The 21,587-nt window shown below is 38.9% G+C and carries 17 protein-coding genes and 1 riboswitch; of the genes, 10 read left to right on the forward strand and 7 right to left on the reverse strand.

Going from position 1 to position 21,587, the window contains the following annotated elements:
- The first annotated feature begins 370 nt into the window (after positions 1–370).
- The gene (locus tag P20495_RS14905; RefSeq protein WP_242401464.1) at positions 371–1,393 is read left to right on the forward strand and encodes a GGDEF domain-containing protein; all 1,023 of its coding nucleotides are present in this window, start codon (positions 371–373) and stop codon (positions 1,391–1,393) included.
- Between the two features lie 402 nt (positions 1,394–1,795).
- On the opposite strand, the gene recN is transcribed toward P20495_RS14905, so the two are convergent.
- The 3 genes from recN to nadK form a co-directional block, all read right to left on the reverse strand.
- Positions 1,796–3,469: a DNA repair protein RecN gene (recN, locus tag P20495_RS14900; RefSeq protein WP_008134724.1), complete on the reverse strand. Its 1,674-nt coding sequence runs from the start codon at positions 3,467–3,469 to the stop codon at positions 1,796–1,798.
- Positions 3,470–3,544: 75 nt separating this feature from the next.
- The gene (locus tag P20495_RS14895; protein WP_008134729.1) at positions 3,545–4,102 is read right to left on the reverse strand and encodes a hypothetical protein; all 558 of its coding nucleotides are present in this window, start codon (positions 4,100–4,102) and stop codon (positions 3,545–3,547) included.
- A 74-nt stretch (positions 4,103–4,176) separates the two neighbouring features.
- Positions 4,177–5,061, reverse strand: a complete 885-nt coding sequence (nadK, locus tag P20495_RS14890) for an NAD(+) kinase (RefSeq protein ID WP_008134730.1) — start codon at positions 5,059–5,061, stop codon at positions 4,177–4,179.
- A gap of 176 nt (positions 5,062–5,237) precedes the next feature.
- Here nadK and P20495_RS14885 point away from each other — a divergent pair, with 176 nt between their 5' ends.
- On the forward strand, positions 5,238–6,203 hold the full coding sequence (locus P20495_RS14885; RefSeq protein ID WP_007375834.1) for a hypothetical protein: 966 nt from the start codon (positions 5,238–5,240) through the stop codon (positions 6,201–6,203).
- Between the two features lie 58 nt (positions 6,204–6,261).
- Positions 6,262–6,873 (forward strand): nucleotide exchange factor GrpE, encoded by a 612-nt coding sequence (gene grpE, locus P20495_RS14880; RefSeq protein ID WP_007375833.1) that lies wholly within the window; start codon positions 6,262–6,264, stop codon positions 6,871–6,873.
- On the opposite strand, the gene P20495_RS14875 is transcribed toward grpE, so the two are convergent.
- Positions 6,829–8,103 (reverse strand): Bcr/CflA family efflux MFS transporter, encoded by a 1,275-nt coding sequence (locus P20495_RS14875; protein WP_008134731.1) that lies wholly within the window; start codon positions 8,101–8,103, stop codon positions 6,829–6,831. The two genes, grpE and P20495_RS14875, sit on opposite strands and share 45 nt — an antisense overlap.
- 197 nt (positions 8,104–8,300) lie before the next feature.
- Between P20495_RS14875 and P20495_RS14870 the strand changes: the two genes are divergently transcribed.
- The gene (locus tag P20495_RS14870) at positions 8,301–9,098 is read left to right on the forward strand and encodes a M48 family metallopeptidase (RefSeq protein ID WP_008134732.1); all 798 of its coding nucleotides are present in this window, start codon (positions 8,301–8,303) and stop codon (positions 9,096–9,098) included.
- Positions 9,099–9,209: 111 nt separating this feature from the next.
- On the opposite strand, the gene P20495_RS14865 is transcribed toward P20495_RS14870, so the two are convergent.
- The 3 genes from P20495_RS14865 to P20495_RS14855 all read right to left on the reverse strand — a co-directional run bounded on the left by P20495_RS14865 (position 9,210) and on the right by P20495_RS14855 (position 12,623).
- On the reverse strand, positions 9,210–10,226 hold the full coding sequence (locus P20495_RS14865; protein ID WP_008134733.1) for an alpha/beta fold hydrolase: 1,017 nt from the start codon (positions 10,224–10,226) through the stop codon (positions 9,210–9,212).
- Between the two features lie 161 nt (positions 10,227–10,387).
- Positions 10,388–11,176 (reverse strand): hypothetical protein, encoded by a 789-nt coding sequence (locus tag P20495_RS14860; protein ID WP_008134734.1) that lies wholly within the window; start codon positions 11,174–11,176, stop codon positions 10,388–10,390.
- Positions 11,177–11,309: 133 nt separating this feature from the next.
- Positions 11,310–12,623 carry a Na+/H+ antiporter NhaC family protein gene (locus tag P20495_RS14855; RefSeq protein ID WP_008134735.1) on the reverse strand — a complete coding sequence of 438 codons (1,314 nt, stop codon included), beginning with the start codon at positions 12,621–12,623 and terminating at the stop codon, positions 11,310–11,312.
- A 352-nt stretch (positions 12,624–12,975) separates the two neighbouring features.
- Between P20495_RS14855 and dapB the strand changes: the two genes are divergently transcribed.
- From dapB to ribB, 6 genes are all read left to right on the forward strand, one after another.
- On the forward strand, positions 12,976–13,779 hold the full coding sequence (gene dapB, locus P20495_RS14850) for a 4-hydroxy-tetrahydrodipicolinate reductase (RefSeq protein ID WP_008134736.1): 804 nt from the start codon (positions 12,976–12,978) through the stop codon (positions 13,777–13,779).
- Between the two features lie 361 nt (positions 13,780–14,140).
- On the forward strand, positions 14,141–15,277 hold the full coding sequence (gene carA / locus P20495_RS14845) for a glutamine-hydrolyzing carbamoyl-phosphate synthase small subunit (RefSeq protein ID WP_008134738.1): 1,137 nt from the start codon (positions 14,141–14,143) through the stop codon (positions 15,275–15,277).
- Positions 15,278–15,293: 16 nt separating this feature from the next.
- The gene (gene carB, locus P20495_RS14840) at positions 15,294–18,512 is read left to right on the forward strand and encodes a carbamoyl-phosphate synthase large subunit (protein ID WP_008134740.1); all 3,219 of its coding nucleotides are present in this window, start codon (positions 15,294–15,296) and stop codon (positions 18,510–18,512) included.
- A gap of 48 nt (positions 18,513–18,560) precedes the next feature.
- Positions 18,561–19,037, forward strand: coding sequence for a transcription elongation factor GreA (gene greA, locus P20495_RS14835; RefSeq protein ID WP_007375825.1), 477 nt, complete (start codon positions 18,561–18,563; stop codon positions 19,035–19,037).
- A gap of 321 nt (positions 19,038–19,358) precedes the next feature.
- On the forward strand, positions 19,359–20,417 hold the full coding sequence (locus P20495_RS14830) for a S66 peptidase family protein (protein ID WP_008134742.1): 1,059 nt from the start codon (positions 19,359–19,361) through the stop codon (positions 20,415–20,417).
- An 80-nt stretch (positions 20,418–20,497) separates the two neighbouring features.
- A riboswitch (FMN riboswitch) is annotated at positions 20,498–20,669 on the forward strand.
- Positions 20,670–20,914: 245 nt separating this feature from the next.
- Entirely contained in the window at positions 20,915–21,568 is a 654-nt protein-coding gene (gene ribB / locus P20495_RS14825) for a 3,4-dihydroxy-2-butanone-4-phosphate synthase (protein ID WP_008134744.1), read from the forward strand.
- The last annotated feature ends 19 nt before the right edge of the window (positions 21,569–21,587 follow it).

The raw sequence follows: 21,587 nt of genomic DNA on the forward strand, positions 1-21,587 counted from the left end.
TCGTCCTTAGGAAGAATCCAAAGGGCAGCGCATATTTGGCATTTATGCTACGTTATCCAAATTTATGGAGAATAATCACACTACATTTGCCTAAATACCAAACATACGGCTGAAAAATTAATCACGAAAGGTCAACACGCCATAATTATTTATCCTTTCATATAAATAATGTAGGCAATTAGGTCTAATATTAGAGAATGCTTAACCGTGAAGGTAGGGAGAAAGAATCTAATTCTACTTTTTCCGTATTTTAGTATGGTATTAAGTGTTGATTAATTAACTAAATAAATACAAAATACGCGGCTTATTTACTATTTGCTTACTTTGTGTTCTGGGTTGGCGTCATTTACGAAAAGAAAACTGATAAATTATGCACAAATACTTCGATAAAACAGAAAGAGAATTAATAGTAAGGTTTTTCTCATCAATAGGCTTTATATCCACATTTTTGATGTCGTGTATTGCATTTATTAATAGCGAATACTTTCTTTTTGTGACACTTTTCGGTTCGTCACTTATCTATATTTGGGCATTTAATGTTTACAAAGAGGTAGAAAAGTCTGCAAATGCGATTTTATATAATCTTTATGGATTGATGCTTTACTTAGTTGTTACTGGCGGCGCTGAAGGTACAGGGCCAATTTGGATATTTATTGTATCACCAGTAACATATTCTATTCGAGGATTAAAGCGAGGGACATCTGATATATTCATATTTTTGCTAGCGATAATGTTAGGCTTTTATTGCGCAGACATGTTTAATATTTATGAATATAAACCAGCACAATTTCCTTATAGAATTGTATTTTCGTTTATTATTGTCGCTTTACTCACAGGTTTTTACGAACAATCAAGAGAGAAGTACAGCAATAAAATAATAGCTTTAAGTCAAAGAAATGAACGATTAGCAACAATCGATCCATTAACTGAGCTTCCTAACCGTCGTCATGCAATGAATAAGTTAAGTGAATTCAAAAAGGAACATGCTTACAAAGGCATACCTTTTGTATTGCTACTAGCTGATGTTGATAACTTCAAAAAAATTAATGATAAATATGGACATAACTTTGGCGATGAGGCACTTATTCATTTAGCTAAGATTTTTAAGAAAAATATTCCACAAAATGCTGTTGCTTCTCGTTGGGGGGGAGAGGAGTTCTTAATAGCAATACCTAATGTTAGTGTTACAGAAGGGGTAAATGTAGCAGATAAAATCCATGATTCACTTAAAAAGGCAGCGGTAAGTTTACGTACTAATACTGTAAACTTAACAATTAGTATTGGTGTTGTTCAAAGTGAAGAAAACAGATCAATTGATCTTGATATTAAACATGCTGATCAGCAACTCTATAAAGCAAAAGAGCAAGGTAAAAATAGAACTTGCTCAGCTTAGTAACCATCTATATTTGCTAATCCATAGAGAAGGAGTCAAGAGAAGGTTTCGTTTTGGCTTTTCTTCGTTTTACACTCATGTAGCAAAAGAAATTACAGGTAATTTGGAGCGCAATAAGTATCGTGTAACTCCCTTTTAAGTATTGTGAATCTCTGTCAAACTCAACAGCTAAATATAAACCGGCGAATAACAATTGAAACACTAAAACTATATTTACAAAGCGTAATAAACGTTGTTTAAATTGAGTATGTTTAAATCGACTTAAAAGCATTAAGAGCACACATACTATTATTAAAAGCCAACTAAAACCTATACACATATAAATGACACTATTTTGCATTATATTTATCTCTTAGCAATTTGATACATGTTGATTTGTTATAAATCGGTAGCTAAATAGCACTAGGCATGTGCCATTATCAGTTCTTTTGCGTTAGCTTTAGCCGTCTTACTTACGTTGTCTCCAGCTAATAGGCGAGCTATTTCATTAACTCGTCCATCTTTATTTAAAGGCAGCATATGAGTAAATGTTTCACCTTGAGCAATTTCTTTAGCTACAAAGAATTGTTGATGCGCACTGCTAGCTACTTGCGGTAAATGCGTTACACAAATTACTTGAGTTGATTTACCTAACTGACGTAATAGTTTTCCAACTGCCGATGCGGTAGGGCCTGATATACCTACGTCAACTTCATCAAAAATAAGTGTTGGGGTTGTTACTTTTTGTGCAATAATCACTTGAATTGCTAAGCTAATACGCGAAAGCTCCCCCCCAGATGCTACTTTAGCAAGCGGTTGTAGTGGCTGTCCTGGGTTAGTTGAAACTAAAAATGATACATTGTCGTACCCTAAACTGTTGGGTGCACGCTCAACTTCTTGAGTTAATGCTATTTCAAATACACCATTTTCCATTGACAGGTTAGCCATACTCTCACTGATCAAAGTGTTTAGTGTATTTGCGTACTCTTTACGACTTTTGCTTAACTGATCGCTTGCCTGTTGGTATGTCACTCGCGCATTTTCTATTTCGGATTCTAGTTGTTCTAATCGAGCACTATTAGTACTAATTGACTCCAGTTCCTGTGAAATAGATTGATGAAACTCAACTAGGGCTTGTGGTTTTATATGGTGTTTGCGAGCTAAGTCCATTGCACCACTTAGTCTATTTTCTACTTCAACTAAGCGAGCCGGGTCTAAATCTGCTTGCTCAGTGTAATCACGCACTTCGCGACTCGCTTCTTCAACTTGTACAGCGGCTTCGCTAAGCATAGCAGCTACGCTTACTAAACTTTCGTCATATTGAGCCAGTTCGGTAAATTGCTGAGCACTATGTTGTAACAACGAGCACGCATTTTGTTCATCGCTTTCGTAAAGGTGCTGTAGCTCTCGTTGGCAGGCTTCTAAAATGGTTTGGCTATTACTGAGTTTATAATGCTCAGCCTCTATTTGTTCAAATTCATTTTCTTGCAAAGCAAATTCATCTAGTTCTGCAACTTGATATTCTAAAAGTTGTTTTTGAGCCGCTTGCTGTAATTGTTGCTGCTCTAGGTGCTTAAATTCTTTTTGTAAGTTAGCGAACAGCTTATAGTTTTGGCTCACGCCGTTAACTAAATCATTGTGACCGGCATAGGCATCAAGTAATTGTAATTGATGCTCAGCTTTCAAAAGATACTGATGGGCATGTTGCCCATGAATAGAAATTAAATATTGACCAAGTTCTTTTAGCTGTGCGGCGGTTACCGCACTACCATTAATATAACTTTTACTGCGGCCATTTTTACATACCACCCTACGTAATAAGCACTCGTTATCGGCATTTGCTAACATGTGTCGTTCTAAAAAAGCGTTAGCTAGTGGAAGTGCACTTAAATCAAATTGTGCACATACTTCTGCCTTGTCAGTGTTAGGGCGGACCGCTGAGGCTTCTGCTCGCTCACCTAAACACAGTGAAAGCGCATCAATGGCTATAGACTTACCTGCACCTGTTTCACCGGTGATGGCGGTCATACCGTTTTGCCATTCGGTACTTAAATTACTTACTATTGCAAAATTTTTAACTTCTAAACCAATTAACATACTGTTTATCCATCCAGTCAATTAACTGTTAATTTATACAGTGTTTTGGTTTTTTGCAAATTAATTTTTTAGTATTTAAGCAACACTTGCCTCTTCGTTAATAGGAGAGTCATTAGTTTTTTGTTGCAAAAATTCAACTTCTTCTTTTTTATCAATGTGTTGATGGATGTCTTCTGTTTGGATAGTAAATATTAACGAAGGTAGTTCAGTGTCATAAAAAGCTTTGTTATATAAAATACCTTGATGAGGTAGCTCAGCTATAAAGTGCTGTAAGTTATCAATTAAACTTTTAGCCGAATTAGTTTGATAAGTTTTATTTAATTCGTTAGATAAAGTGCTGACGAGTAAATCAGTTACATCTTCTAATTTTTGTAAATTGTCATCATTATGTGCTTGTACTACGAAAAAATTACTAACAATTGCCTGGACTCTAGGAACGTGTTTCGGGCGTATTACCTTAACATCCAACAATTCATTTAGTTTGCTTTTCAAACGCGTACTAATTTTTGAAACTCGATCATTAAAAATTCTCTTCTTGGTTTCGCTTGCTATACGACGATTATTTTCAACTATTAAATAGCTACCTAGTAGCGTAATTAATAACAAAAGTGAAAAAAATACAACATACGTCATTTGCTATAGTTCCTAATAATATTATTTTTTATTTTGCGATATTTTGCTCTAAAGTCTTACACTTGGCAATAAAATTAGTATAAACGACTACCCCAATTTAATTTAGTACGTAAAACGTTGTAGTAAGAATAATTTTTTGGATGAATTAAACGCAGTTTTTTATCTGCTTTCTTAATGACAACCTCATCGCCAGGTAAAACAGCAAGCACAACATGGCTGTCGCAACTTACCTGTAGGCTATCTGTATTTTCTAGGCTTAGCTTTAAGCGTACTTCGTTATCAGCATCAACGACTAATGGTCTGCTCGATAATGTATGTGGGAACATAGGTACTAACGAAATAGCATTAAGCTCCGGTGTCAAAATAGGTCCGCCACCTGAAAGTGAATACGCCGTTGAGCCTGTTGGTGTTGATACAATTAAGCCATCCGAGCGCTGTGAAAATACAAAATCTTTATTAATAAAGGCTTCAAACTCAATCATATGTGCAACTTTATCGGCATGAAGCACGGCTTCATTGACCGCAGAATTAGCGCTTTTTAATTCGTTGTGGCGGTATACCTCTACTTCAAGTAAAAAGCGATTTTCTTCAATAAAATCACCACTTAAAACTTGTTCTAAACTTGGTTCAAAACCTTCAGGGTTAAGATCAGTTAAGAACCCAAGGTTCCCCCTGTTAACACCGATTACTGCTACGTTGAAACGAGCTAAAACACGTGCTGCGCCCAACATGTTACCGTCACCTCCAACGACAATAGCCAAATCAGCCAGTTCCCCTAAGTCGACTAACTTAACTAGTTTATCTGCGGGTACATCAACTAACTGGCCACCAGTGCGTTTTTCTACTATAACCTCAAAACCAAGTGCAAGTAAAAATGTATGCAGACGTTGTAGTGTTGCGGCTGCACCAGGGTGGTTTGGTTTACCAATAAGGCCAATGGTTTTAAAAGGAGAATCCATAATGTGTACACTAAAAGTTTGAATGTTTGTAGAGTAACCCAAAAGAGAAGTGTTTGAAAATACAGATCTTAGCTTAAATTGGTATGATTAACTTACCTAGGTAATTAATTTAGTTTTATTAAATACCAGCATACTATGTGACTTGAAATAACTGTAAATGCCCCGATATATCAGACATGCAACAAGATGTAGATAACATGAAATTAAATCCACGAGATCAGCAAATTTTTTCAGCTGTTATGAACATGTACTGTAATGGTGAGGGGTTACCCGTCCCATCAACAAAAATTGCTAAGCTTAAAGGCATGGCTGTGTGTTCGGCTACGGTACGTAATGCGATGGCTCGCTTAGAAAAAGTGGGCTTATTGTATTCACCTCATACATCTGCAGGCCGTGTGCCTACAAATGAGGGGTTTGATTATTGGTTTGACGAGTTCTTTCCACTCGCTGATATTGCTAATTATTGGCAACCAGAGCAATCACAACTCGTTGAGCTAGCGCATGGTTTGAGCCAAAAATATCAGGTGTGTTGTTGTGTGGGTTTGCCACAAGCCAGCTCGCAGCAAGTATTTAGAGTAGAGGTACTTGATTTTGATTCTACCGACTGGCTTATTTTATTAATAGACAGAGCAGGGCAGAGCCATAATATTTGTATTGATAAGCCTCATGATTCGTCAGACTCTGTTCGTTATCAGTTTGCAACGTGGTTAAACACCGTCTTTAGTCAACAAACCTTGATGGAAGGTTTATACCGTATGCAAGCTATGGCTAATACCGCGCCTCGAAATTGTCACGATTCGCTTAATCAATGGACGCGACAACTAAGCCAAAAATTAGGCTCAGATAACAGTATTGTTGTTGGTGAAAATTACCTTTACAAACAAATTGATTGTGAACAAAGCTTAAATATTGGTGTCTCATTTTTAAATTATGTAGAAGATAAGCTCGCTTTTAAAAATGGGTTATCGGTACTTAATAGCGAAAAATTACCTTTTACTGAGTGCGATGAATTAATTGTAATAAGTGTCCCGTACTTTCAAAATCAAGAATACCAAAGCCGCTTTTGTATAATTTGCCCTAAATCAGCGCAAATTGAAGAAATAATCCAAGAATTTAAATTAATTGAGACATCTAACTCTTGAATCTTTTTATTCAATCCCCATAATTACCGCAGTTGAAAAGAATTGGAGCACGTATTTTATGTCTGAGCAGACACAAAACCCTGAGCAAGAAGTAGAATTAAACGAAGAAATTTCTAAAATGCAGGCTGATGTAGAAGCAGCAGTAGAAGCCGCTGATCAACATGCAGAACAAGAGCAAAGCCCTGAAGCAGAAATTGCGATGCTATATGCAGAGCTTGAGGCCGCTAAGCAAACTATTGCTGATCAAAAAGATGGTGTTGTTCGCGCAGCAGCAGACGTAGATAATATTCGTCGTCGTGCAGCACAAGATGTAGAAAAAGCGCATAAATTTGCACTAGAAAAATTTGCTAACGAATTACTACCTGTAATTGATAACCTTGAACGTGCTATTGAATTTTCTGATAAAGAAAATGAGACTTTAAAGCCGTTGCTTGAAGGTATCGATATGACGGTTAAGAGCTTTAATGACGCTGTTTCTAAATTTGGTGTTGAAATTGTAAACCCACAAGGTGAGCAGTTTAATCCAGATTTTCATCAAGCAATGTCAATCCAACCAAGTAACGATGTAACACCTAATACAGTACTTGCTGTTATGCAAAAAGGTTACACATTGAATGGTCGTTTATTACGCCCTGCGATGGTTATGGTTTCTAAAGCTGCTGATGCTTAATTGAATTATTAGTTTTAAAAAATGCCTCATAACGAGGCATTTTTTTTGTTCTTTTTTATAGTGAATTAACTGTACGAGCATAGTGAGTAACACGGCACTAAACATTAAGCTTGAAAATGGCACTGCGCTTTTTGCATGCATAATCGCGAGTAAGGGGCCAACTAATGCGCCACTACCAAAACGAAGAGTGCCAATTACGGCGGTTGCCGTGCCTGTGTTTTTTTCAAACTTCATTAAAATTAACGAGTCAGCATTACTTGCTGTGACGCCTAAACTCATCATTAATGGCGCAATAGCAGCCACAATATAATAAAGTGATAAATGCAATAAGCTAAATGTTAATAGCGCAAGCCCCGATACAAATCCACATACAAGCCCAATATAGAGCATCTTTCGAGAGCCCAGCCTTGGTACAATTCGCGTATTTAAAAAGTTACCAAACATCAGCGCCATTACGTTAAAGGCAAATAATACACCAAATAATTGTTCTGACACTTCATATAAATCTAAATATATAAAAGGTACTGAGGTTAAAAAGCAAAAAAATCCAAATGATACAAACATAGAACTGAGTATGTCGGCACGTGCATCTTTATTACTGAGCACTGTTTTATAGCTATCAAAAAATAAAGCGAGACCCTTTTTTTCATTTTTGTGAATAGGAATATCGATTAGATATACTTGTACAAACGCTAATATTAAAAAGCTATATCCAGCAAGCACCAAGAATATGGTTGACCAAACAGAAAACCCTAAAATAAACGAGCCAACTGAGGGGGCAACTAACGGTGCTACCATCATGATCATCGATACATACGACATTCCTTTAGCTGTGTTTTGCTGATAAATATGGCGAATAATACCCGGTACTACTACCGTTGCTGCAGCTCCCGTAAATGCTTGTACTGCTCGAAGAGTCCAAAAGGCATGGATTTCGGTGGTAAATGCAAGTGCAAGTGAGCTTGCGCCAAATAGGGTTAAGCCAATACGGGCGAGCTTACGGCGGCCAATTTGATCGGCAATCGGGCCAAAAAATAACATCCCCAATGAATAACCTGCTAAGTAAATACTCAACGATATTTGTACATTTGGCATATTAGTGTGTAAATCGTTTGCAATTACCAGCATGGCGGGCAAATACATATCAATAGCCAATGGCGTAATCGCCACAATACTGGCTAATAAAGGCAATAAAATACGGGTATTAAAAGACGAGGCTGAGGCGTCCATGTGTAAACTCAACAATCACTAAAAACAAGGACTGTAGTGTAACAGGGCATTGTATTTGGATAAACTTAGTTCGCCTGCTAAGTTTATCGTCTTATCGCATCTTGTTAATATAGCGCTATATAAAGCAAATATTTTAAATTGGTACTGTGTTTGCTATTCTACAAGCAATAAAAAATTAATTGCTTAAGAGAATTACCATGAAAAAACTAGTACTTGCAGTATTAGCAACAGCCGTTTTGGCTGGTTGTAAAACGTCGCCAACAGGACGCACACAAATAGCGCTTTATTCAGACCAACAAATGAGTGAAATGGGCACTGCTAGTTTTGCTGATATGAAAAAAAACCAACCAATTAATAAAGATGCAAAAACAAATGCATATGTAAATTGCATTGCTGAAAAAGTAGTGGCTGTATTACCAAAAGAATACGCTTCGCAAAATTGGGAAGTGGTTGTATTTGAAGATGAATCTGCTAATGCTTTTGCACTACCAGGTGGTTACATTGGTGTTCATACTGGCTTATTAAAAATTGCTACTAATCAAGACCAATTAGCAACAGTACTAGGGCACGAAGTAGGGCACGTAATTGCTGAGCATTCAAATGAGCGTGTTTCACAAAGCTCTATTTTAGATACCGGTATGCAACTTGGTAGTGCGGCACTTGAAATGGGTAACATTCAATATCGTAATGAAATTATGCAAGGCTTAGGTTTGGGCGCACAGTATGGTGTTGTTTTGCCATTTAGCCGCTCGCACGAATCAGAAGCCGATACTATTGGTTTAGATTTAATGGCTGAGGCCGGCTTTAACCCACAAGAGTCAGTAACCCTTTGGCAAAATATGAGTGCGGCAGGTAGTGGTACAACACCTGAGTTTTTATCAACTCACCCAGCGCCAAGTAACCGTATTAAAAACTTACAAGCGCAAATGAGCAAAGCACTTAGTGAGCAAAGTACTGCTAAAGCACAGGGTAAAAACCCACAGTGCACACTGTAGTTAAGCGCTTTACTATTTGAAGTAGTGTACGTTTAGTATTAATGCGTAATTAAAATAAAACCCCTGTAAGTATTTTACCTACAGGGGTTTTATTTTAGTTCTTAAGCGTGGTTATTCAGCAGGAAGTGCTTGTTTAAATACATTTTTAAAGCGTTCGAAATCTTCAATGTGCGGCAGGTGCCCTAAGTTATCCAGCTCGAATAATTGTGCTTCAGGGATAAGTGTTGCAGCGTGTTTGCCTAATTTATCATATCGACCAAGCTCGTAATTAACACCCTCTTTTTTCCAGTTACGGCCAGGGCCGGTTCTATCCCGCGTACCTATAATTAATTTAACCGGCATAGTTAAATCTTTAAATTCGGTTATTACAGGTTGAGTGAAAATCATATCGTATGTTTTTGCATTCACCCATGCCATTTGTTCTTTATCTGGGCCTTGTATTTGCCCTGTTATGAAGTCAGTTAAGGCTGAATATGTGGCATTCCACTTACCATCGTAGTAATTTTTTTGTTGATATTTTCTTACGCCTTCCGGCGTTTTTGAAAACTCATTTTTATAGAAAAAATTTGTATCTTTGTAATCAACATACTGCAAGTAGTTTTCAAGCCCAATAGGGTTTAATAAAATTAGCTTTTTAGTTGTATTTGGATACATTAATGCAAAACGACTCGCTAGCATTCCACCCATTGAGTGCCCTAATACAATCGACTCTTTTATATCAAGTGAGTCCATTAACGCATGAGTATGATGAGCAAGAGCCGCAAATGAATACTGGTAATTAGTTGGCTTAGACGACTTACCAAAACCAATTTGATCTGGAATTAATACCCCATAACCTAAAGATTGCAGATATTGCGCAGTGGTAGTCCAGTAATCTGCATTAAAGTTTTTGCCATGCATAAGTGTAACTGTTGGCATGTCGGATTTGGTTGGCTTTAAGTAAATATAGGCCATTTTTAATGATTGTTTTTGCGACTCAAGTGCAAAGTAATTTACTTTAAAATCGTATTCGTAATTAGTTAAAAGTGCATCATAAGAAAGGGCAGATGTATCTTGAGAAGTGCCAGCTAAGGCATTGTTTGTTAGTACTAATAAAGTAGAGAAACAAATAACTTTAATCGACGACATTCAGTTACTCCTATTAAAGGCGAGCGCTTGGCTTAAAAGAAGTACAACAATAACTAAGTATTTAAACCTGTTCAATTAAATGTTTTACGTGGACGAAAAGAAGCGAAGCTAAAATAAAGCTTCGCTTATTAATTACTGAGTAAAGAGCTGATTGTTAAAGCTTAAAACGTCCACTCAATATGGATTTGTGGTACCGATTCAGTGACTTCAGTACCTAGTTTATTGTGCCAGTATTGTAATTCCATACCCAACAGGAGTGTGTTTTCTTTCATTTGAAGAGCGTGGCCCATATCCCACACTAAAATAGGCTGTGCGAGTATCCACGCCTCAACATCGTTACCAAATTCATCTTCACGTTCAGCAATGTATTCAGCGTGGCCTTTAAAGCTAAACTTTTGTGAGCCAATAGAGAAAGGATACTCAAAAGCTACATCAAGCATCCAGCTATTAGTTTCAATAGGTGCACCGCCTTTTGCTACACCTTCACTATCGTCAATGTAAGCTGTGAACAACGTTTGAAAAAAGTTAAAACCAGGTACATCCCAGCTTAATTTAACACCTGGTAGGTATTTCATTACTTTTGCATCACCAGCAACGTTAATACCGCCCGTAAGGCCAACATCTAATAATGCACCAGAGCCAATTTTTTCGCCGCTAATGGCCGATAAGCTTACCGTTGAGTACCATTCACCATAAAAATCAGCATCTTGGTAACCATCATCTATATCGTCTTTACTGTAATCGATAAAGAAGAAGTTATCGCCGTAGTCATAGCCCGATGCATGTTGAACCGAGTAAACGGTAGTATCGGACTCTTGTTTAGAAAATGGATTTTTTTGACTTCCATTATTAATGTGTAGTGCTGTACTGCTCCAATTAGCAGCAAAAGCCGACGATGATAAAGCAAGAGAAGTAAAAGTAATAAAAGGGAGTAATTTTTTAAATTTCATAACTGTTTAATAACTATAATTTTAGTGACACGCGGAAGCAGAGATTATAGCAGAAGAGATTGATTTGTTGATCGCTAATTTAACACATGTTGCAGCTTACCTTATAAGCTGCAACATGTGGAAACGCAATTTATTACGCTTTATTGCGGCGTAAGCAAATGATAGTTATTGCCGTAAATGCTAGGATAAAACAATAATAGGAAGAGGTTGATACTTCCCAAGGGCTTATTTTAAACGTAGCGCCAAGTAACAATGCTTGTGCGCCGTATGGTAAAGAACCCTGCGTTACACAAGCAAAAATATCTAGCAAACTTGCAGAGCGCTTACCGCTTATTTCACCATCATCAGCAAGCTTTTTAGCAATAGGGCCGGCCACAATAATAGATACGGTGTTATTGGCAATACAGACATTACTTGTTAAAACTAACGCAGCGATACCTAATTGATCTGCCACTTTACGGTGCCATTTTGCAATGATTTTAGTAATTGCTTGAATTTTTTGAGCAATGTAATCAAGGCCACCATTAATACGAATAAATTCAGATAAGCCACCAATAAACATTGAGAGTAAAAATATTTCCTGCATATCGGTAAAGCCTTTGTAAATGTCTTTTACAAAGCTTGCGCCTTCATAACTTCCTGTAAAGCCCATTAATGCGGCAAAAATAATACCGCTAAACAACACTACAAAGACGTTCAAGCCAGCAACTGCTAGCACTAAAATAAAGGCATACGGAAGCACTAACCAAATATCGTAATCCTTGGTTTCAACAACTTGAGCAGCAGGTGTTAAATAAAACAATAAGCCAATAGTCAGTATTGCAGCAGGGACAGCAATTTTAAGATTCTCTTTAAACTTGTCTTTCATTTCACAGCCCTGCGTGCGCGTAGCTGCAATAGTGGTGTCTGAAATAATAGATAAGTTATCGCCAAACATAGCGCCAGATACAATCGTACCGGCCATTAATGCTGGATCTATACCTGTTTTAATTGATACCGCATAAGCGATAGGGCCAATGGCGCCAATCGTACCCATTGACGTACCCATTGCTGTTGATACAACCGCTGCAATTAAAAATAAACCAGGGAGTAACAACGAAGGTGGAATAAGCGATAAGCCTGCATTTACTACTGCATCTACACCACCGGTTGCACTGGCAACGGCAGAAAAAGCACCCGCAAGTAAGTATATTAAACACATGGTAATAATATTGTTGTGTCCGGCACCTTTAATAAAGGTTTCTACACATTGGTTTACCGTGCCTTTATTTAAAATAAACGCAAGCATGATGGCGGGCAATATAGCAACAGGTGCGGGTAGTTGGTAAAAAGCATAATCAACCCCTTGCGATTGCAAATACAAACCTGAGCCTAAAAATAGCGCTACAAAGGTAAGTAGGGGAAGTAAAGAAAGTATTGCTTTGTTTTTATTAAATGATGGCTGCATCATAATCCTCATAACCAGTAAAATTTATCACAGCCAAAACTCCTCTTTTAGCTGAATTTAGCAGTACAACTTTTTAAAAAAAAGTTGTTAGCCGCAGCGTCCGCAAGCCAAAGACCAAATCGACGCGAAAGAGAAGTTTAAATGTATAGATGGCTAAAGTAAACTGGTATTGTTATTATTATTAAATTAAAAGGTCACCTGACTATTGCATGACTTTTAGATAATATCTATAAAACAACGCGATTTTCAGCGATTGATATTTATCCAACTGCATAAAAATACCTACCTACGTATTTTGTAATGCCCGGATATATGGCTAATAAACGGATTCAAATTAAATTAGGTAAAAACCATGACTACAAATCGAATAGGTGTTTTTGGTGCTAACGGTAGAATGGGCTTAGCTCTATTAGAAGCCGCGACAATTAAAGAACAAACACAACTTACAGGTGCATATGTTCGAAGCAGTTCATCGCTATTAGGCATTAATGTAAATCAAGTAAACAGCGCAGCCGATAACAGTGTTAGCTTTAGCGACGAAAGTACAATAGATAATGTAGATGTTTTAATCGACTTTACGCTGCCAGCGGGTATGAAAAACCATTTAAAAACCGCTGTAGCGCAAAAAATTCCTATGGTAATTGGCACAACAGGTTTAACAAATGATGATATGGCGCTATTACACGATGCCGCTAAACATATCCCTATTGTATTTGCGCGAAATTACAGCGTAGGTGTCAATGTATTACTCAACCTTGTGCAAACTGCAGCGACTAAGTTTGGTGACGATTTAGATATCGAAATATTTGAAGCGCACCACCGTCATAAAATAGATGCACCATCGGGTACCGCACTGGCAATAGGTGAGTCAATCGCGCAAGCGAAAGGCTGGGATCACGACGAGGTTGCGGTATATGACCGAAGCCAAGTAGAAACAGCTAAATCTCAAAATGAGATTGGTTATTCTGTCCTAAGAGGGGGCGATATAGTAGGTGAACATACCGCATACTTCGCTACAATGGGCGAAAGGCTTGAATTAACACATAAAGCAAGTTCGAGAATGACGTTCGCTCTAGGTGCTATAAGGGCTGCAAGCTGGTTGAAAAACAAACCTGCTGGACTTTATGATATGCAAGATGTGCTAGATCTTAAGTAGTTTAGTTACTATTTTAACTGTTTGGGTCTAATTTCACCTACAGTGACTTATTTGTAACAATTAACCAAATAATATTAGACCTAAATAGCAACTTCATGTAATATGCAGCCAATTTGCCAAAAATTACTAAATGCGTGTTTCCAATTATACCCAAGTGGCTAGTAAATCCAGGGTTTCAGTGGGAATGAAAATAGTTTTAGGCAAGAAAAATGATTGAAGGTTGAATGCTTTACATCTGCATCATTTAAGACTGCGTAAAACAATTTAAGCTCACAAAAATCTGGTTTTGACGATCCCTCTGGGTATTGGCGGGGTGTTAAGCAATTGCTTACTCCCGTTTTTTACTGTTAGGAGGTTTAACTTGACTAAATCCGCTCTGTTAGTCCTAGAAGACGGCACAGTGTTTCGCGGTACTGCAATCGGCGCTGACGGCATGTCAGTCGGTGAAGTGGTATTCAATACGTCTATGACTGGTTATCAAGAAATTTTGACTGATCCATCATACGCGGAACAAATCGTAACTTTGACGTACCCACATATCGGTAATACGGGTACCAACAGCGAAGACGAAGAAGCGAATCAAATTTGGGCTAAAGGCCTAGTGATCCGTGATTTGCCACTGCTAGCAAGTAACTTTCGTAACGAGCAATCGTTAGATGATTACTTAAAAGAACGTAATATTTTAGGTATTGCGGACATCGACACCAGAAAGCTAACTCGAATTTTGCGTGATAAAGGCGCACAAAACGGGTGTATTGTTGCCGGTGACGAGCTAGACGAAAATAAAGCGTTACAAGCCGCGCAAGCCTTCCCAGGCTTAAAAGGTATGGATTTAGCAAAAGTTGTCTCAACCAAGGAAAATTTTGAGTGGCGCGAATCAAGCTGGACATTAGGTGAAGGATTTAAAACCCTTGACGCTGCTGATGAAAAGTTTCATGTTGTTGCCTACGACTTCGGTGTAAAACGTAATATCTTACGTATGCTTGTAGACCGTGGTTGTAAACTTACAGTAGTACCAGCGCAAACTTCAGCCGCTGACGTACTTGCTTTAAACCCTGATGGTATCTTCCTATCTAATGGCCCTGGTGATCCTGAGCCATGTACTTACGCTATTGAAGCCATTCAAGCCTTTTTAGAAACCGACACACCTATTTTTGGTATCTGTTTAGGTCATCAGTTATTAGCCCTTGCCTCAGGTGCTAAAACAGAAAAAATGAAATTTGGCCACCACGGCGCTAACCACCCAGTTAAAGACCTAGACCGCGATGTAGTTATGATAACAGCTCAAAACCATGGTTTTGCAGCTCAAGAATCAAGCCTACCAAGTACGCTTCGTGCCACGCATAAATCGTTATTTGATGGAACGCTTCAAGGTATTCATCGTACAGATAAGCCTGCGTTTAGCTTCCAGGGTCACCCTGAAGCAAGTCCAGGTCCACACGATGCAGCACCATTATTTGACCACTTCATCGATTTGATGCAAGCGCGTAAACACTAATTTAACTGGAGTAATAATGCCAAAACGTACCGACATAAAAAGCATTCTTATCTTAGGCGCAGGCCCAATTGTAATTGGTCAAGCTTGTGAATTTGACTACTCTGGTGCTCAAGCGTGTAAAGCACTTAGAGAAGAAGGCTACAGAGTTATATTAGTTAACTCAAACCCTGCAACTATCATGACCGACCCTGATATGGCTGATGCAACATACATCGAACCAATTCACTGGGAAGTGGTAGAAAAAATTATTGAAAAAGAAAAGCCTGATGCAGTACTGCCTACAATGGGTGGTCAAACAGCATTAAACTGTGCACTTGATTTAGACAAGCACGGTGTATTGGCTAAGCATGGCGTTGAGCTAATTGGCGCAACGGCTGATGCAATCGACAAAGCAGAAAACCGTGAACGCTTTGACGTAGCAATGAAAAACATTGGTCTTGAATGTCCACGTGCTGAGATTGCTCACACAATGGAAGAAGCAAAAGATACAATGACCCGCATTGGCTTGCCATGTATCATTCGTCCTTCTTTCACCATGGGTGGCACCGGTGGCGGTGTTGCTTACAACATGGAAGAGTTTGAAGAAATTTGTGAGCGCGGTTTAGACTTATCGCCAACAAACGAATTATTGATTGATGAATCACTGATTGGTTGGAAAGAGTACGAAACAGAAGTTGTACGTGATAAAAACGATAACTGTATTATTGTTTGTACCATTGAAAACTTTGACCCTATGGGTGTTCACACTGGCGATTCAATCACCGTTGCACCAGCGCAAACGTTAACCGACAAAGAATACCAAATTATGCGTAACGCCTCTATGGCGGTATTACGTGAAATTGGTGTAGAAACTGGCGGGTCTAACGTGCAGTTTGGTATTAATCCTGAAGATGGCCGTATGGTTATCATTGAGATGAACCCACGCGTATCACGCTCATCTGCACTTGCATCAAAAGCAACGGGTTTCCCAATTGCTAAAATTGCTGCAAAGCTAGCAGTAGGATACACGCTTGATGAGCTTCAAAACGATATTACTGGCGGTAAAACTCCAGCGTCTTTTGAGCCTTCAATCGATTACGTTGTAACAAAAATTCCTCGCTTTAACTTTGAAAAATTTGCCGGTGCTAACGACCGCTTAACTACGCAAATGAAATCTGTTGGCGAAGTAATGGCGATTGGTCGTAACCAACAAGAATCATTACACAAAGCATTACGTGGTCTTGAAGTGGGCGCAACAGGTTTTAACCCAATAGTTGCACTTGATGACCCTAAAGCGAAAGAAAAAATCATCCGCGAATTACGCGAACCAGGTGCTGAGCGTATTTGGTACATTGCCGATGCAATGCGCCATGGTATGAGCGTTGATGATGTTTATGAGCTGACTAAAGTTAATCGCTGGTTCTTAGTACAAATAGAAGATATTTTAAAAGACGAAGCAAAAATTGGTGAAGTAGGTATGGCTGGTTTAAATGCCGACTTCCTACGTAAACTTAAACGCAAAGGTTTCGCAGATCCACGTATAGCTGAAATTGCAGGTGTATCTGAAGCTGAAATTCGTAAAAAACGTCATTTATTAAACATCGTGCCAGTATACAAACGTGTTGATACGTGCGCTGCAGAATTTAGCTCAGACACTGCTTACATGTACTCAACTTACGATGAAGAGTGTGAAGCTAACCCAACAGATCGTGATAAAATCATGGTTATTGGTGGTGGTCCAAACCGTATCGGCCAAGGTATTGAATTTGATTACTGTTGTGTACATGCCTCGCTTGCGCTTCGCGAAGACGGTTACGAAACTATTATGGTTAACTGTAACCCTGAAACAGTATCTACCGATTACGATACATCAGACAGGTTATACTTTGAACCAATTACGCTTGAAGACGTACTCGAAATCGTACGTGTTGAAAAGCCAAAAGGCGTTATCGTACAGTACGGTGGTCAAACACCACTTAAGCTAGCGCGTGAGCTTGAAGCCAATGGCGTACCAGTGATTGGTACTTCACCTGATGCGATTGACCGTGCAGAGGACCGCGAACGTTTCCAACAACTTGTTGAGCGTTTAAACTTACTTCAGCCAGAAAATGCAACAGTAACTTCAACCGAAGAAGCTTTACTTAAATCAGTTGAAATTGGCTTTCCATTAGTTGTACGCCCGTCGTACGTACTAGGTGGTCGTGCAATGGAAATTGTATACGACGAAGATGATTTACGTCGCTACATGACCGAAGCGGTACAAGCATCAAACGAAGCACCTGTATTGCTGGACCGTTTCTTAGATAATGCGATTGAAGTTGACGTTGACGCAATTTGTGACGGCGAGCAAGTAATTATCGGCGGTATCATGGAGCACATTGAGCAAGCGGGTGTTCACTCGGGTGACTCAGCCTGTTCATTACCTGCACATTCTTTATCACAAGAAGTGCAAGACGTAATGCGCAAGCAAGTAACCGACATGGCGCTTGAACTTGGTGTTGTTGGCTTGATGAATACACAGTTTGCAGTTAAAGAAGACAAAGTGTACTTAATCGAAGTTAACCCGCGTGCTGCACGTACTGTACCGTTTGTATCTAAAGCTACCGGTGTGGCGCTTGCAAAAGTAGCTGCACGTTGTATGGCTGGTCAGTCTTTAGCAAGCCAAGGTATTACTAAAGAAGTGATACCTCCTTACTACAGCGTTAAAGAAGTTGTTTTACCATTTGCTAAGTTTCAGGGTGTGGATCCAATTCGTGGTCCTGAGATGCGTTCAACAGGTGAAGTGATGGGTGTTGGTGATACTTTCGCCGAAGCATTCGCAAAAGCACAATTAGGTGCAAGCAACACTTTACCACGCGGTGGTCGCGCGCTATTATCTGTTCGTAATAGCGATAAGCCACGTATTGTTGAATTAGCCAAAATCATGACCGACTTAGGTTTTGAACTTGACGCAACTGGTGGCACGGCACACGCTCTTGAAGAAGCTGGCATTGAAGTACGACGTGTAAACAAAGTATATGAAGGCCGCCCGCATATTCTTGATTATATCAAGAATAAAGAGTACAGCTATATCGTTAATACCACCGAAGGTCGCCAAGCGATCGAAGATTCGAAGGTGTTACGTCGTGGTGCATTGCAAAATAAAACCAACTATACGACAACCTTGAACGCGGCTTTTGCTAACTGTACTGCTAACAAAGCAGATGACCGTAGTAAAGTAACGTCAGTTCAAGAGCTACACCTGCGATTGAACTAAGGAAATGTGCCAAGGCCAACTAGGGCCTTGGTGTTAAGTGAGAAAAGTATGCAATCAATTCCGATGACAGTTCGTGGCGCAGATTTACTGCGCAAAGAGCTTAACGAATTAAAAACAGTTACCCGTCCAAAAATTATCGCCGACATTGCTGTTGCGCGTGAACACGGTGACTTAAAAGAAAACGCTGAGTACCACGCTGCACGTGAGCAACAGGGTTTTTGTGAAGGTCGAATTCAAGAAATTGAAGCGAAGCTTTCAAATGTTCAGATAATCGACGTAACTAAAATGCCAAATACGGGCAAAGTTATTTTTGGCACCACAGTAACTATAGTAAATGTAGATACTGATGCTGAAGTAAAATACCGTATTGTAGGCGATGATGAAGCAGATATTAAAAACAACTTAATTTCTGTTAACTCACCGATTGCACGTGGCTTAATTGGTAAACAAATGGACGACGCAGTGTCTATTGAAACGCCAAAAGGTATCGTTGAGTACGAAATCATTGAAGTTGAGTATCTTTAACGCATAACTCACTTTAACGTTTTAAATAAAAACCGATGTAATTACATCGGTTTTTTTATGCCTTAAATAAATCACTATACTGATAAGAGTGTTCATATTGCATAAAGAGTAAGCATGATGATATAGGTACATAATCACTTTATACCAATCTGCTTATATATGGGGTCTATTTAACGTTAAGAAAATTACGCTAGAACTAGGCAAAAGTTTTTATATCTAGTTGTTCTAAATAAAAAACTTTTAACAACGTTATAGTGCAATTTAATTCGTTAAATTGATCAAAGATTTATGCAGGTTGGTATTATTAAAAAGGAACACTCAATGGCTAATATACTTTACCCAGCGCCTTTGAAAGTAGGATCAAAAATAGCAATTTGCTCGCTTTCATCTGGGCTAAAAGAAAAATACCATGCTCGATTAGACATTGTTATAAATGGACTAAAACAACGAGGGTATGATGTTGTTGAAGGGGAGTTTTTACGTCAAAACAAACCACGTGAACAGCTTAACGCAAAAGCGCATGCTCAGCAGCTAATGGGTTTTTTATTAGATGATGAAATAGATGCGATTATGCCGCCGATGGGTGGTGAGCTGGCAATGGAGATACTGCCACTACTTGATTTTAACGCCATTAAAGAAGCAAAGCCTAAGTGGTTAGTTGGTTTTTCTGATGTGAGTACTATTGCATGTGCATTAACGGCTAAGTGCCAATGGGCAACCCTTCACAGCGCTAATCTTATGCAGTTGCATCCAGATGAAAAAAATCCGTATAGCTTACAAATATTTGAAACTCTGACCTACGAAGCCGGTAGTAAATTTGAGCAAGGTCCTTCTTCTTTATATCAAAAAAATAAGCCTCATTACGCGCAAAACCCGAACGAATTACTCAGCCCGAGTGAGCCCACAAATTGGCAATGTTTAAACTACACAGATAAACGTACCATAGAAATGTCTGGTCGGTTATTTGGTGGGTGTTTAGATACCGTAGGTTTATTGCTTGACTCGCCATTTTTAGCGCTGCATGAGTTTAAGAAGCACAGCGCACCTGAAGGACTTATTCTATACCTTGAAAACTCAGAGCTTACACCGACAACCGTTGCACGATTTTTACTGTCATTAAAATTAGCGGGCATATTTGACGACATCAATGGTTTGATTTTAGGGCGAAGTGAAATTACACAAAGTCATTACGATGCCTTTGATTATCGCCATGCGTTAGATGTTGCGCTAGGTGGGTGTTTATTTCCTGTAATTATTGATGCTGATATAGGTCATGTTCCACCTAACTTAAATTTAGTAAACGGCGCTACTTGTACAATCACCGCTGAAATAAATGAAGGTAAAGTCATCAAAGCCTCATTAAATACCGAGCTTTGTTAGAAGTGTACTCACTTACCTTTGATAAGTAATTAGGTTAAAGGGTATAATAAGCCCGCTTTTATAGCGCTCTAGTTATAAAAGTGAATTCTCAGGGCGGGGTGAAATTCCCCACCGGCGGTATGTTTAATGTTTTTTATGACTTAAACGAGCCCGCGAGCGCTTTATTTAACTTATTTTAGGTTAAGTAAAGGTCAAGCAGATCTGGTGAGATGCCAGAGCCGACGGTTACAGTCCGGATGAAAGAGAATATGGCTTATTATACTAATACCGATTTTATTAAAGGCCTGATCATTGTATCGCGTTAAGTGAGCTGTTTTTTTTGCGCTATAATTAATCACTAATTTAATGCAGTTGGTATAACACTGTGCGCTGCATTTTTCGGCGTGCTTTTTGTTATTCTATTTAAGCTATTTTGGTAGTGTTCGCTTTAAATTTAAGTGATGTATTACTGATCCTTTCACAGTCCTGAATCTATTATTTTTATTTGGAATATAATGATGATTCAGTCTCTACTTACTCAATTCGGCGAAAGCCATACCCGCGTACAAAGCGCAATCACTGCACTACAGCAAGGCCAAGGCGTACTTGTTGTTGATGATGAAAACCGTGAAAATGAAGGCGACTTTGTTTTTTCAGCTGAGCATTTAACGACTTCTCAAATGGCCGAGATGATCCGCGAAGGCAGCGGCATTGTTTGCTTATGCATGGGGGAGGAGCGCATTAAACAGCTCGACTTACCGCAAATGGTAGCTAACAATACGAGTCAAAATAACACCGCTTATACAGTCACTATTGAAGCTAAGCACGGCGTTACAACAGGCGTGTCTGCTGCTGATAGAGTAACTACTATAAAAGCAGCGACAGCGGATAATGCAAAACCAAGTGATTTATCGCGCCCTGGGCATGTATTTGGTTTAAAAGCACAAACGGGTGGTGTATTAGTGCGTCGCGGTCATACCGAAGCATCCGTTGATTTAATGCAACTTGCCGGCTTAAAACCATTTGGCGTAATTTGTGAACTAACAAATCCTGATGGTTCAATGGCGCGCTTACCTGAGGTGAGTGATTATGCTAATAAACATAATATGACCGTGGTTTCTATTGAAGATTTAGTGCAATACATTCAGGCTGCACAGCGCAAAGTAAGTTAAACTGCTTTAAAGCAAAAAA

The organism is Pseudoalteromonas sp. BSi20495, assembly GCF_000241185.1.
Taxonomy (GTDB): Bacteria; Pseudomonadota; Gammaproteobacteria; order Enterobacterales; family Alteromonadaceae; genus Pseudoalteromonas; species Pseudoalteromonas fuliginea.

Excerpts from the sequence above, each read along its gene's own strand:
- greA (WP_007375825.1), top strand. The coding sequence starts at position 18,561 with ATGCAATCAATTCCGATGACAGTTCGTGGCGCAGATTTACTGCGCAAA.
- P20495_RS14905 (WP_242401464.1), top strand. The coding sequence starts at position 371 with ATGCACAAATACTTCGATAAAACAGAAAGAGAATTAATAGTAAGGTTT.
- ribB (WP_008134744.1), top strand. The coding sequence starts at position 20,915 with ATGATTCAGTCTCTACTTACTCAATTCGGCGAAAGCCATACCCGCGTA.
- P20495_RS14855 (WP_008134735.1), bottom strand. The coding sequence starts at position 12,623 with ATGCAGCCATCATTTAATAAAAACAAAGCAATACTTTCTTTACTTCCC.
- P20495_RS14860 (WP_008134734.1), bottom strand. The coding sequence starts at position 11,176 with ATGAAATTTAAAAAATTACTCCCTTTTATTACTTTTACTTCTCTTGCT.
- P20495_RS14885 (WP_007375834.1), top strand. The coding sequence starts at position 5,238 with ATGCAACAAGATGTAGATAACATGAAATTAAATCCACGAGATCAGCAA.
- P20495_RS14895 (WP_008134729.1), bottom strand. The coding sequence starts at position 4,102 with ATGACGTATGTTGTATTTTTTTCACTTTTGTTATTAATTACGCTACTA.
- P20495_RS14830 (WP_008134742.1), top strand. The coding sequence starts at position 19,359 with ATGGCTAATATACTTTACCCAGCGCCTTTGAAAGTAGGATCAAAAATA.
- P20495_RS14875 (WP_008134731.1), bottom strand. The coding sequence starts at position 8,103 with ATGGACGCCTCAGCCTCGTCTTTTAATACCCGTATTTTATTGCCTTTA.
- carB (WP_008134740.1), top strand. The coding sequence starts at position 15,294 with ATGCCAAAACGTACCGACATAAAAAGCATTCTTATCTTAGGCGCAGGC.
- grpE (WP_007375833.1), top strand. The coding sequence starts at position 6,262 with ATGTCTGAGCAGACACAAAACCCTGAGCAAGAAGTAGAATTAAACGAA.
- dapB (WP_008134736.1), top strand. The coding sequence starts at position 12,976 with ATGACTACAAATCGAATAGGTGTTTTTGGTGCTAACGGTAGAATGGGC.
- recN (WP_008134724.1), bottom strand. The coding sequence starts at position 3,469 with ATGTTAATTGGTTTAGAAGTTAAAAATTTTGCAATAGTAAGTAATTTA.
- P20495_RS14870 (WP_008134732.1), top strand. The coding sequence starts at position 8,301 with ATGAAAAAACTAGTACTTGCAGTATTAGCAACAGCCGTTTTGGCTGGT.
- P20495_RS14865 (WP_008134733.1), bottom strand. The coding sequence starts at position 10,226 with ATGTCGTCGATTAAAGTTATTTGTTTCTCTACTTTATTAGTACTAACA.
- nadK (WP_008134730.1), bottom strand. The coding sequence starts at position 5,061 with ATGGATTCTCCTTTTAAAACCATTGGCCTTATTGGTAAACCAAACCAC.